This is a genomic window from Shewanella sp. ECSMB14101 (assembly GCF_000773485.1).
GTDB lineage: Bacteria > Pseudomonadota > Gammaproteobacteria > Enterobacterales > Shewanellaceae > Shewanella > Shewanella marisflavi.
Genome location: NZ_JSFF01000001.1, coordinates 503,144 through 515,099, shown reverse-complemented (window position 1 = coordinate 515,099; position 11,956 = coordinate 503,144). Strand labels below are relative to the sequence as shown.

Sequence of the window (11,956 nt, the reverse complement as noted above, 5' to 3'; positions counted from 1 at the left end):
ATTATGTACAGCATTATTTGTCCAGCACTATGCCTTCATGTTATCTGCAGACGTTAAAACCCAGATCCGTACCATTTACAAAGATATCGCCGCGGCCTTACCTAACTTTAGGTCACGCCGGGAACAAAACTATATCGTTGCCGAGATCTCAAAGACGCTTGCAGGAGAATATGATAAGCACAGGCGGATCATAGTCGTGGAAGCTGGCACAGGTATAGGTAAATCCTTAGCCTATATTCTGGGAACCATCCCCCTGGCGCTTGCCAGTAAAAAGAAAGTCTGTATCGCTACCGCCACGGTTGCCCTACAAGAGCAGCTGCTTAACAAGGATCTGCCCTTCTTTTTACAGCAATCTGGGCTCAATTTTAGTTTTGGTCTCGTCAAGGGACGACAGCGTTATGTTTGTCTGGCCAAATTGGAGATGCTGATCGGCGGCGATGACGGCACCCAGATGGCGATGTGGCAAACCAAACCGGATCACAGTCAAGTAGAACTATTGCAAAGCTTGCTGAAAGATTTCCATGAGGGTCGCTGGAATGGCGAGCGAGACACACTCACCCAAGCATTGCCAGATCACCTATGGCAACAGATAGCCTGTGACAAGCACAGCTGCCACCGACAACTGGCTAGCCACAGACAGTGTCCTTTTCATAAGGCCCGAGAAGATATCGACACCTGGGATGTATTGATCGCCAACCACAGTTTGCTGTTTGCCGATCTTGAGCTGGGGGGCGGCGTGATACTGCCTGACCCAGAAGATCTCTACTATGTCATTGACGAGGCGCATCACTTGCCTGTGGTCGCCAGGGACTTTTCTAGCGCCCAAGCAACCTTGAGAGGCGCTATCGATTGGCTTGAAAAGGTCGGTAAAACCAGCACTAAACTGCAAAATCAGCTCAAGAGCAACCATATCATAGCGCCAGCTCAGGCAATGCTTGATCACATCAATGAGCTCACCAGCCTACTCTCCAGCGTCGCCCAATATTGTGATGGTCAAGCGGCCGGGTTTGATAACCCCGAACGTCGTATTCGGTTTGAGCACGGCAAATTGCCTCAGGCTTTAACCATACAAGCGGAAAACCTGGCTACCGCCTCAAATGGAGCACTTAAGCAATTCAACAAGATGTTGGCACTGCTTAGCGAAGCCATTAAAGATGGTGAGCTGCCCAAGCATCAGGCTGAGCAGCTGCTGAGCGAAACAGGGTTTATGCTTCAGCGTCTGGAAAACCTGCAAAAGCTCTGGAAGATGATGGCCAAAGAGGACAATAGCAAAGGCGCCCCTATGGCACGTTGGGTAGAACATATTGTCGGCAAGCAGAGCGACTACCTGTTCAATGTCTCTCCTATCGAAGTCGGCTTCATGCTGGAATCCCTGCTGTGGGAAAAGGCTGCCGGTGTCGTGCTTTGCAGCGCGACATTAAGGGCATTGAACAACTTTAATCACTTTACCCATCAGGTTGGCTTGTCTGTCAATGATGGCAGTCGATACCTGGCCATGGACAGCCCGTTCGACTTCCAACAGAACGCCACCCTCTATCTGCCTAAGATGCGCACTGAACCCACAGACGATCGCTACACAGATGAGTTGGCCGAGCAGATCCTGACCCTGATCGATGGGGAGATGGCAACCCTAGTGCTATTTGCCTCTTACTGGCAGATGGAGAAAGTGGCCGATCTGGTTCGGCCCAAGCTTAAAAGCCCGCTACTGATACAGGGAGAAGCGTCGCGTCAACAGCTACTGCAAGATCATAAGACGCGCTGTGATAACGGCGAGGTCAGTATCATCTTTGGCACCGGCAGCTTTTCAGAAGGTTTGGACCTTCCAGGCGACTACCTGACTAACCTGATCATTACCAAGCTCCCCTTTGCCGTCCCCACCTCACCAGTGGAACAAGCCCACGCGGAATACATCAAAGTCAAAGGGGGAAATCCTTTTTTACAACTGACGATTCCCGATGCTTCACGTAAACTCATTCAAAGTTGTGGTAGATTACTGCGTAAAGAAGAGGATTATGGCAGAATCACTATATTGGATCGCCGTTTAGTGACGAAACGCTACGGCAAATCGTTGCTCGATGCCCTGCCACCCTTCCGCCAAGTTATAGAATAGGAAACTCTTTGGATCTATTACTCGAACCCAGCAGCTGGGCCATTCTTGCTGCTACGGGCTTCATCGCAGGTTTTATTGATGCCGTAGCCGGCGGCGGCGGGCTACTCTCCATCCCCGCCTTGCTGACGATAGGCATTCCCCCCCATACGGCACTGGGCACCAATAAGTTAGCTGCCAGCTTTGGTTCGTCCATGGCAGCCTTTACCTATTATCGAAAACAGTTCTTTACCCCCAAGTTTTGGTATCACGCTGCCGTCGCCACATTTATTGGCGCCGTGATGGGCACCTTTGTGGTTTACCTTATCGACAACCAATGGCTAGAAAAGTGGCTACCGCTATTTATCATAGCCGTAGCCCTTTACACCTTACTCAAACCCAATGCCATGGGTTGCCCCAGCTATGAGCCACCACAGAAAGCGCCCTCCAAGTTCAAACAGTGGCGCCAAGGTTTGCCGCTAGGGTTCTATGATGGATTTGCCGGACCCGCCACAGGCGCCTTTTGGACAATTAGCAGCGTCTCGCAATATAAGTTGCCGGTACTGAACAGTTGCGGCCTCGCCAGAGCAATGACGCTTATTAGCAACCTGACCTCTTTAGCGGTTTTTCTTGCCTTAGGCCAGGTGAACCTGATCATTGGTTTATCAATGGGCCTCTGCATGATGTTAGGCTCCTTCATCGGTGCCAGAACAGCGATAAAGTTTGGGGTTCCCTTTATTCGTCCCCTCTTTATAGCCATCGTCATACTCATCGCCATTAATTTGGCCTGGGGAGCCTGGTCATGAAGACCAATGAACTTATCCACCGCTTACGAGTCCAACTGAAACAGTTAGAGCAAGAGGTGTTACAACACGACAGCCAGCTCCCCAAAGGGGAACGAAAACTGCTGCAAGACACTGAGCGATTTAATGACAAACTGTTCAATCAGGCGGGCGCCCAACTCGGTCCCTGCATAGATCAACTCAGTAAGAAGATCGCCCAATTAGAGAAACTGCTTCAAGGCAATATCTCGGCAGACACTATCGCACTGAGTTGTGAAGGGATACAGGACAGGTTTACCGCTTTAAAACGTGCACTCAACACGACGGGACTCGGGGTTAAGTCTGCACAGCAGCAGAAGACATCGCGTATTGCCCATGCAAGAAAACGCCGCCAAAACAGCCATGCGCAGAGTGGCTTTAGCTGGATCGCGGCCGGGGTGATGAATAATAGCCACCAGCTCTATGAAGAATTGAACAAACATATGAACTGGGTTCACACCTTTGAACAAAAAATTGCGCATTTGCAATCTAAGCTTGAAAACTGTCATAGTGCTGACAAAATTGCACTGCAAAATGAAATACTTTTGGTCCATCGCCGCTTAGGCAAGTGCCGACAAGCTATTAGCTATATAGAAGATCGTATTCAGGCGTTTGAACGCCCGTATAAGCATCAAAATCGTTAAGGAGCAACAATGAAATCAATCAAGCCAATCACCGCTTTAATCGCTCTGCTTGGTGCCTCATCGGCAATGGCTGCAAATCTCAAGATTCCCATGTCGTTCGAATACCTTGCCTTGGACGGCAAAAAAGTTGAAGGCAGCCTGTTTAACCATAAGTCGGATCTGGAACTAAGCGAAGGTACCCACAAAATCGCTATCCGTTACCATGATATGGTACAAGACGATTTCAGCGACAGTGAAAGTTTCGTTAAATCCTCACCATTTATTGTGACCCTGGCCGTTGATGGTGATTATGAATACCAGCTTCAACCAGCAGAAGGCGAGATCATCAAGAAACCTAAGAGTTTTGCTAAGTCGCCAGCCGTCGTGATCAGCCGTGTCGACGGAGGCAACGTCAACTATAAGGTCACTCAAACCGATATCACCGAAAGCAGCTTTGTCAGTAAACTCTTTAATGGCGACTCTGGCCAGGATATTGAAGCCGCTACAGCCGCCGCCACAGGTGGCGCCGCCGTTGCCCGTAGCACTGCGCCTGCCCAGCAAGCCAATACCGTAGAAGCTGTCACTCTGCCAGCCAAACTCCCTGCCAACCCAAGCGATGCTGACCATGCTCAGCAGATGCTGCAATATTGGTGGCTACATGCCGATGAGAAAACACGTAAAGAGTTTATGAGCTGGGCAATTCAACAGCTATAAACAACTTACATGGTTCCACTCGTCTATCACGCCAGCTATTCTCAGCTGGCGTTACCCCAACACCATAGATTTCCCATCACCAAATATCAGGCTTTATACCAATATCTAAGAGATAACAAGATAGCGCCGCCAGAGGCCTTTCACCTCCCCCAAGCCGTCACGCCTCAATGGCTAAGCCAGATCCACTGCCCGGATTATGTGGCCCAATTTATCCAGCAAAGTCTCGCCGACAAGGCCATTCGCCGCCTGGGATTTCCCTTAAGCGACAGGCTGACACAACGCACGCTTTACTCCATCGGCGGCACCCATCTGGCCTGCGAATTGGCATTAACCCATGGCGTCGCGCTACAACTTAGCGGCGGCTATCACCATGCCCATTATGACTTTGGAAGTGGCTACTGTGTGTTTAATGATCTGATCTCCGCAGCCTTGCACGCCCAACGCCTCGATGGCGTCGATACTGTATTGATCTTCGATTGTGACGTGCATCAAGGAGATGGCACCGCCGCCATGGGGCAAAAATATGACAATATCTACACCTGCTCTATCCATTGCCAAGAGAATTTTCCGGCCCGAAAGCAGCATTCAGATCTCGATATTGAGTTAGCGCGCGGAACCCAGGACGCTGACTATCTTGAGACAGTGACGCAAACCTTAGCACTTGCGATTCGTCTCTATCGGCCAGATCTCATCTTGTATGATGCCGGCGTTGATGTGCATCAAGATGATAGGTTAGGACACCTGAACATCTCGACTCTAGGGATCTATCAGCGAGATCATCTGGTACTCGAGACGACAAAAAAGGCCGGAATCCCCATAGCATGCGTGGTCGGTGGAGGCTATAGTCATGACATACAAGAGCTTAGTGAGCGCCATGCACAAGTTTTTATTGCCGCTCATGCCATATGGTAGCAAACTAGATTATGCTTAGATAAACCGCAATGGAACTTGAGGGAAAAACCTATGCAACTGGAAATTCGCAATTATTACGAAGTACTCTTGATGGAGTTACTGTCTGACGAAGGGTTATTCGACGAACTCCCCGAAGACTATCTTGCCGATCTCTGCTGCGTCACCTTAAATCAACTACCAGTGCGCTATATCCGCCATCTGGTCGATACCTATTTCTTCGAAGACTATAACGAACTCAAACAAATGAAAGAAGAAATACAAGCCGCGCTTGAGAAATCCAGGGCCTTCTTAAAATCAAAGCTCACAGAAGAGCAACAAGAAGATATCTGACAAGTCAGAGTGATCGCTAAACTGATTATCTTAGGTTTAGTGTTGGAGATAGACTAATTATCATCGAGTGTACCACCAAGTGTATCACCTGAGGTATTTCTGAGTTAACTCGTTGATAATAGTGAGAATTGGAGGTTCCCCTAGAGCCACACCCCGGCACATGAGTCGCCTGCTGCGGTTGCTCCCTTCCGGGCCTGGCCGAGTTCACAAGTTATCATTGCGGGGGGACCCTAGGGTCACCATAGTTTCTTGAGCTAGAATGCTCTAAGACGGCCTGCATTATCCACTAAGGCAGCCCAGCAATCAAGTGAATAACCAAGAGTTATCGCCAGAATAGCCCTAACTGACGAATCTATAAACAAAAGCCCGCGACTGCGGGCTAAAACAACAATACTAACCATTAGGTTAAAGCGATAACATCGCTTTATTTTGCTCCAACACCTTAGGCCCAATACCTTTTACCTTGGTCAACTCCTCAACACTCGAAAATTGACCATGTGTATCGCGATATTCGACTATTGCCATGGCCTTGGCTTCGCCAATGCCTTTGAGTTGAGTCAGTTCCTGCACACTGGCAGTATTAATATTAACCTGTGTCAGACTCGCCTGAGCGGTCTCAACAGGAACAACCACCTGGTCGGCGGCTATGACGGGTAGAAGGGAAAATGACGCTGCAACGAGCGCCGCAAAAAGCAGATGTTTCATAGGGTGTCTCCTTGTGTCCTTGTGGTATACATGGCCAACAATCCTTTTTCCTCGGCCACCTCGAAAACATAGAACAGGTTCAAAAATTTTGCCAATTCGTGACCAGCAAAGCTGCAGCAGCACAACCGATGCGATGCAGATCACAAAATAAATTATATTAATTTATTTCAGCGCCTTATTAATTGCTGAGCCTTTAACTAGTGACTGAAAAAAAATTTGATCGTCCCCTATCATGCCTGAGTGATATAAAGCACAATTGCACCCACTTCAGAGACGCGGATCACATCAGGCCGTCACCGCTCTGTAGTTTTGCCACAAAAAAATTTCAGTTGCGTACCGCCGCCGCTAGGCTAGTGTGTAGCGCCAAACAATAATAAATCAGGAAGCTCAATGTCCCTCGACACAACACAAGAGGCACTCGCTGCCCCGCCAAAATCGGCTTCACAAAGCAAGCTGGTGATCCTATTTGCCGATATCGTGCTTTTTGCACTGCTCTACAATTTCTTGCCCTTTGAACAAGGCGTCAATACGGGGATCTCCATATTGATCTTCGCCGCAATTCTATGGCTAACAGAAGCGATACATATTAGTGTCACAGCCATCTTAATCCCTATCATGGGGGTATTACTTGGGGTATTTGAAACCAAGGCCGCCATGAGCAACTTCGCCAACCCAATTATCTATCTGTTTTTTGGTGGTTTTGTGCTGGCAGCAGCGCTAAATCATCAGGGCATTGATAAGCGCATTGCATATCAGGTGCTAACGGCATCGAAAGGTAAACTCAGCATTGCCTGTATGCTCCTCTTCGGTATTACTGCATTACTGTCGATGTGGATAAGCAACACTGCCACCGCGGCCATGATGTTGCCGCTAGCCTTGGGAATATTAAGACAATTGGACTTTAAGGAGCACAAAAGCACCTATCTGTTTATGCTACTGGGTATCGCCTATTCGGCAAACATTGGCGGCATAGGCACTTTAGTTGGCAGCCCTCCCAATGCGATTGCAGCGGCTCAGGTCGGTTTAAGTTTTGCCGACTGGCTAGAATTTGGCCTTATTACCGTGGCTCTCATGCTGCCTAGTATGCTGATCGCTCTCTATCTCTATCTGAAACCCAACCTCAATGTGGTATGTGAGCTTCCCAAGAGCAACGAGCAACTTGCTTTACCCGGCAAACTTACCTTACTGATCTTCCTCACTACCGTCTGCTGCTGGATCTTCAGTAAGCCTATCTCGGCAGCCCTAGGAGGGATCCCTCAGTTCGATACTATAGTGGCACTCGGCGCAGTGGTTATGTTGGCAGGCTTAGGCTTAGTCGATTGGAAGAAGATTGAGAAAACCACAGATTGGGGCGTACTGATCCTCTTTGGTGGCGGCCTCACTCTCAGCGCCATTCTCAAGGCCACAGGCACCAGCGTTTTCCTCGCTCACTGGGTAACCGATATCTTTGGCAACACTCACATGGCCCTGTTTACCTTTGCGGTGATCTTCTTCGTGGTAATGCTGACCGAGTTTGCTAGTAACACGGCCAGTGCAGCACTCTTGGTGCCAGTGTTTGCCGCCATCGCCGAGGCACTTGGCCTGTCTCCAGTCATGTTGTCGGTGCTTATCGGTATTGCGGCCTCTTGCGCCTTTATGCTGCCCGTCGCCACACCGCCTAACGCTATCGTCTACGGCTCAGGTTACATTAAACAATCTGAAATGATGCGCGCCGGGGTGATTATCAACTTCATCAGTATGCTGGCGCTCTATGTGATAGCCCACCTATTCTGGACTATCTAACACCAGTAACAAAAAAGGCCTGCTGATGCGGGCCTTTTTTATCACCTGTAAATTTCACTAAAAGTACTTCACTTAACCTATTTCAGTTAACGATCATGATTAGAAGGCCTGCGCCAAATCGGCAATGATGTCATCGCTGTCCTCGAGACCCAAAGAGATCCTTAGCAGCGTATCACCTATCCCCGCTTCCATCCTCGCCTCTGGCGAATAGGGAGAGTGAGTCATAGAAGCAGGATGTTGGATAAGCGATTCCGCATCCCCCAGGCTCACCGCGATCTTAAATAGGTTCAGTCTGTTCACAAATGCCTTAGCGGTCTCAAAGCTACCCTTAAGTTCAAAGGCAACGACACCACCAGCGCGGCGCATCTGCTGTCCGAGCAATCCGTAGCCAGAATGCCCCTTTAACCCCGGATAGTAGACTCTGGCGACTTGCGAATGTTGCTCAAGGTAGGCCGCCACCCGATCAGCGTTGTCACAATGCCTCCCCAGACGTACATCTAAGGTTTTTAGCCCTCGAAGGATCAACCAGGCATCATGGGGAGAGATCACCCCACCAATATCCTTTAGCACCTCGAGTTTCAGCTTAGTGATCATCTCCTCAGTGCCACATACAATACCGGCAATCACATCACCATGGCCGTTGAGGTATTTAGTGGCGCTGTGGATCACAACATCTATTCCCAGCGCAAGTGGACGTTGCAATAGTGGCGTCATGAAGGTGTTATCCACTATGCTGACCAGATTGTGGCGCTTCGCGATGGCGGCTATCGCTTGTAAATCATAAACATCAAGATGAGGATTCACGGGAGTTTCGCAAAAGAGCGCCTTAGTGTTAGGCCTGATAGCTTGTTCGATGTTGGCAAGCTCGGCAAAATCGACCAAGGTCACCTCAATACCGAAGCGCTTAAACTGCTCGGTCATTAGGGAAAAAGTACAACCATAGACGGCCTGTGAGGCGACCAAGTGATCGCCCTGGCTTAAATGGGTCAGCAGGGCTGCAGAGACTGCAGCCATTCCTGAAGCCGTAGCCGCAGCCGATTGGCTTCCCTCAAGGGTAGCCATCTTGCGTTCCAGTTCTGCGGTGGTGGGGTTTCCCAAACGGGTATAGATATAGCCTTGTTGCTCACCGGCAAAACAATCGCCACCTTGCTCGACACTATCAAAGGTAAAGGTCGCGCTCTGCACCAGCGGGGACACTAAGGCGCCATGCTGGTTTGACTCGTGCCCAGCATGAATAACCTGAGTGGCAAGCTTCCATTTCTCTTGCATACACTTTCTCCATAATACTCGCTCACTATTATTGTTAGGTTTGAATGAGAGCGATGCACTAACTTGCCCAGTTTAGGGGCTAGGAGTAAACCTGCAGCGAAAAATTAAGCCCTACTTCGATGTAAAATCTTTGTTACGAACGGTTGTTTTACCCAGAACCGAAAGTGAGAAGTCTTTCAACTCACCCAGCAGAGCCGTATGGATCTTGCTGAGTTTTGGTTTAGTCTCCGGCGTAAAGACAACCGGACGACACAGACGCATAGTTTGATATCCCAAACGCGCGGTGAGTAAACCACCGCCTAGTCCCTGCGCCAACCGGGCCGATACTTTCCCCGATACCTCGAGCGAAAACAGCTGAGTCCCAATGTCAGTGACCACTTCGCTGGTACCTGCGTAGATAATGTTAGTGATCACCGACCTGATAAGCTTGATGCGACTCCAATAACCTAGCTCTATGCCATAACAACTGGCAAGCTGTGCGATCATCTTCTGATTGCGCCACAATATGATCGCCATATCGAGCACGGCAAGAGGACTCGCCGCAAGCAGCAGCGCTGATTCGCTGGCATAACGATGCACCAGTTTCTTGGCCTTGGCATCGAGCTGTGGCAAGACACTTGTTTCGAACAGGAGTAACCGCTCGGCATCGTTGTGCTCCTCTCGTACCAATCGATAGTACCTTTGAGTATCTATCTCTCCAGGTAACGCCGAGATGAGCTTATCAATAAACTTATCAGCTTCACCTCTTTGCATGCTAACTGATAAGCGCTCACTTACCGCCTGAGCCTCTTCCACTGAGCGAAGTCGCTTAAGCTGACGCCACTCTTTGATAGCAATCACACATGCCCATAATCCCACAACCGAGGTCACAGCGCCGTAGAGGGCAAATAGCAAAGGGCTTTCAAACCAGGCCTGTCGCAGTGTCAGCAAAAGCTCAACGACAAAGACAAGGCCAATCCCCAAGATTGTTCCCTTGGCTAACCAAGACCAGGATTTTTTGCGTGAGTGTGCCTGAGGCGCTATCCCATCGAGCTCAGGAACCAGTGCATTCAAGGTCTGCTCGGACTCTTGATCGTCAAGAGTCACCTCACCATCAAAACGCCGCGCAGCCTTAAGCTCTGTCTCCCCGGTAAGCTGAGGCTCATCGAAGACCTGCTTCTTCTCTATCTGTAAATCGGGTTTATTCATAACACCTTCAACATGATGTTTATCTGCGACCTGTTAGCGCAATTTATCGCCGAGTAAGAACTGCAAAAGATGGTCCAGGCGTATATGCTCAAAATGCACCTCATGACCGGATTGCTCAGCCTTTGGCGGGGCAAAATTAACAAAATCGAATCCCTGACGGGCCCAGAAATCGGCGCTAGGTAAGTGAGTAGGGACTTCGCCTGGGTACAAGGTAACCAGGTCACCAGAGCTTAGCTCTCGGCCCTGAACCACCTCAACCTCTTTACCTTGGCTCTGAACCATACCGTGCTGGGTAGCCTTGATAGCACTGATCGCCATGGTCTCGACCTCACAGCCCTCGAACTGGGCATGCTGCTGACTACGCTTAACCAGATGTGATAGGAGCGACAGTACATTGCCCTGCTGATCACGACTCATATGGTCCACTTTACTGGCAGCAAACAGTAACTTATCGATACGGGGCGCAAACAGGCGTCTGAGCAGATTAGACTGACCAAAATGGAAGCTCTCCATGATGCCGTCGATTGCACTGGCCATGTCATCAAACTGCGCCTTGCCACGATTAAGGGGGGTTAAACAATCGACCAACACAAGCTGGCGATCAAATTTAGCGAAATAGTGTAGGTAGAAAGGCTTCACCACCTGGCTAACATAGCTCTGATACCTTTGCTTAAGCACCTGATAGTATGAACCTTTAGCGCTTTTTTCATGCTCCAGCAACTCACTCTCTCGCAGATGCAATAGCGGGAAAAACGCCAGAATCGGCGTATCGGCCAATTCTCCAGGCAGCAACATGCGTCCAGGCTGTGCATAATAAAACCCCTGCTGCTGAACGAGATCAACCAAGAGCGCTTGATAAGCATTGGCAATCTCTTTGAGCTTGAGCTCATCGGCTGGTGCGTTTAGATCCAGTTCGCGACAGAGAGACATCAGGCTCTCATAGAGAGGGCTAAGCGACAGTACCGCCTTTCGTCGTGACTGCGCCTGACACCACTGCATAAAGCTGAGTCTTAGCATGGGCAGGTCGAGCAACCACTCGCCCGGGTAATCGACGATATCTAAGAAAAGCGTCGCGCTGTCGGTAAATTTCGCCCTAAGGCCGGCAGCAGGCTGATAACGGATGGCCAGGCGTAACTCGCTAATAGTACGCGTCGATTGCGGCCAGGCGGCGGGTTCGCCACATAACGCCGCCATGGCACCTTCATAATCAAAACTGGCAATAGTAAGATCGGGCTGTAACGTACGTTTAACCCCGTAAAGCCGCTCTTCTCGCGACACTTCAAGCAAAGACAGAGCATTGTGACGCTCGCCGATGCCCGCATGCAGCAACTGGTTAACCAACCCGGTGATAAATGCGGTTTTTCCCGCCCCAGACAGACCCGTGACAGCCAATCTGACATGGTTATCCGTCGTCCGTTTAACCAAAGACTTAGAATGGTGAGTAAGTTTACGAAGTGAGCGATTAATTGAGTTCATCACCTAATCTTAATACGGCTAAGGGCGGTATACACCGCCCATTGAAAGAA

General features: G+C 49.7%; 11 protein-coding genes and 1 other RNA gene. 7 read left to right on the top strand and 5 right to left on the bottom strand.

Annotation, left to right across the window (positions count from 1 at the left end):
- Positions 1 to 37 precede the first annotated feature (37 nt).
- From dinG to NY07_RS02205, 6 genes are read left to right on the top strand one after another with little or no spacing between them, the layout of a single operon-like run.
- Positions 38 to 2,110 (top strand): ATP-dependent DNA helicase DinG, encoded by a 2,073-nt coding sequence (gene dinG / locus NY07_RS02230; RefSeq protein ID WP_033537687.1) that lies wholly within the window; start codon positions 38 to 40, stop codon positions 2,108 to 2,110.
- An 8-nt stretch (positions 2,111 to 2,118) separates the two neighbouring features.
- Positions 2,119 to 2,892, top strand: a complete 774-nt coding sequence (locus tag NY07_RS02225; RefSeq protein ID WP_033537686.1) for a sulfite exporter TauE/SafE family protein — start codon at positions 2,119 to 2,121, stop codon at positions 2,890 to 2,892.
- Positions 2,889 to 3,551 (top strand): primosomal replication protein, encoded by a 663-nt coding sequence (locus NY07_RS02220; protein WP_033537685.1) that lies wholly within the window; start codon positions 2,889 to 2,891, stop codon positions 3,549 to 3,551. Before NY07_RS02225 ends, NY07_RS02220 begins: the two co-directional genes overlap by 4 nt.
- Positions 3,552 to 3,560: 9 nt before the next feature.
- Positions 3,561 to 4,244, top strand: coding sequence for a DUF2057 domain-containing protein (locus NY07_RS02215; RefSeq protein WP_033537684.1), 684 nt, complete (start codon positions 3,561 to 3,563; stop codon positions 4,242 to 4,244).
- A gap of 9 nt (positions 4,245 to 4,253) precedes the next feature.
- Positions 4,254 to 5,156, top strand: coding sequence for a histone deacetylase family protein (locus NY07_RS02210; RefSeq protein ID WP_033537683.1), 903 nt, complete (start codon positions 4,254 to 4,256; stop codon positions 5,154 to 5,156).
- A 51-nt stretch (positions 5,157 to 5,207) separates the two neighbouring features.
- Entirely contained in the window at positions 5,208 to 5,486 is a 279-nt protein-coding gene (locus NY07_RS02205) for a late competence development ComFB family protein (protein ID WP_033537682.1), read from the top strand.
- Positions 5,487 to 5,623: 137 nt separating this feature from the next.
- Here the strand turns inward: NY07_RS02205 and ffs are convergent.
- Positions 5,624 to 5,720: signal recognition particle sRNA small type (gene ffs / locus NY07_RS19120), an RNA gene on the bottom strand.
- A gap of 171 nt (positions 5,721 to 5,891) precedes the next feature.
- The gene (locus tag NY07_RS02200) at positions 5,892 to 6,191 is read right to left on the bottom strand and encodes a ComEA family DNA-binding protein (protein WP_033537681.1); all 300 of its coding nucleotides are present in this window, start codon (positions 6,189 to 6,191) and stop codon (positions 5,892 to 5,894) included.
- A gap of 390 nt (positions 6,192 to 6,581) precedes the next feature.
- Here NY07_RS02200 and NY07_RS02195 point away from each other — a divergent pair, with 390 nt between their 5' ends.
- The gene (locus NY07_RS02195) at positions 6,582 to 7,973 is read left to right on the top strand and encodes an SLC13 family permease (RefSeq protein WP_033537680.1); all 1,392 of its coding nucleotides are present in this window, start codon (positions 6,582 to 6,584) and stop codon (positions 7,971 to 7,973) included.
- A gap of 99 nt (positions 7,974 to 8,072) precedes the next feature.
- On the opposite strand, the gene NY07_RS02190 is transcribed toward NY07_RS02195, so the two are convergent.
- From NY07_RS02190 to NY07_RS02180, 3 genes are all read right to left on the bottom strand, one after another.
- On the bottom strand, positions 8,073 to 9,242 hold the full coding sequence (locus NY07_RS02190) for a trans-sulfuration enzyme family protein (RefSeq protein ID WP_033537679.1): 1,170 nt from the start codon (positions 9,240 to 9,242) through the stop codon (positions 8,073 to 8,075).
- Positions 9,243 to 9,353: 111 nt separating this feature from the next.
- A complete protein-coding gene (locus NY07_RS02185) occupies positions 9,354 to 10,430 on the bottom strand; it encodes a TIGR01620 family protein (protein ID WP_033537678.1) in 1,077 nt (358 codons plus the stop codon).
- Between the two features lie 33 nt (positions 10,431 to 10,463).
- The gene (locus NY07_RS02180; RefSeq protein ID WP_033537677.1) at positions 10,464 to 11,906 is read right to left on the bottom strand and encodes a YcjX family protein; all 1,443 of its coding nucleotides are present in this window, start codon (positions 11,904 to 11,906) and stop codon (positions 10,464 to 10,466) included.
- Between the last annotated feature and the right edge of the window lie 50 nt (positions 11,907 to 11,956).

What these genes read in the sequence shown, in the direction of transcription:
- NY07_RS02205 (WP_033537682.1), top strand. Translation starts at nt 5,208, where the DNA reads ATGCAACTGGAAATTCGCAATTATTACGAAGTACTCTTGATGGAGTTA.
- NY07_RS02180 (WP_033537677.1), bottom strand. Translation starts at nt 11,906, where the DNA reads ATGAACTCAATTAATCGCTCACTTCGTAAACTTACTCACCATTCTAAG.
- dinG (WP_033537687.1), top strand. Translation starts at nt 38, where the DNA reads ATGTTATCTGCAGACGTTAAAACCCAGATCCGTACCATTTACAAAGAT.
- NY07_RS02185 (WP_033537678.1), bottom strand. Translation starts at nt 10,430, where the DNA reads ATGAATAAACCCGATTTACAGATAGAGAAGAAGCAGGTCTTCGATGAG.
- NY07_RS02210 (WP_033537683.1), top strand. Translation starts at nt 4,254, where the DNA reads ATGGTTCCACTCGTCTATCACGCCAGCTATTCTCAGCTGGCGTTACCC.
- NY07_RS02215 (WP_033537684.1), top strand. Translation starts at nt 3,561, where the DNA reads ATGAAATCAATCAAGCCAATCACCGCTTTAATCGCTCTGCTTGGTGCC.
- NY07_RS02200 (WP_033537681.1), bottom strand. Translation starts at nt 6,191, where the DNA reads ATGAAACATCTGCTTTTTGCGGCGCTCGTTGCAGCGTCATTTTCCCTT.
- NY07_RS02195 (WP_033537680.1), top strand. Translation starts at nt 6,582, where the DNA reads ATGTCCCTCGACACAACACAAGAGGCACTCGCTGCCCCGCCAAAATCG.
- NY07_RS02190 (WP_033537679.1), bottom strand. Translation starts at nt 9,242, where the DNA reads ATGCAAGAGAAATGGAAGCTTGCCACTCAGGTTATTCATGCTGGGCAC.
- NY07_RS02220 (WP_033537685.1), top strand. Translation starts at nt 2,889, where the DNA reads ATGAAGACCAATGAACTTATCCACCGCTTACGAGTCCAACTGAAACAG.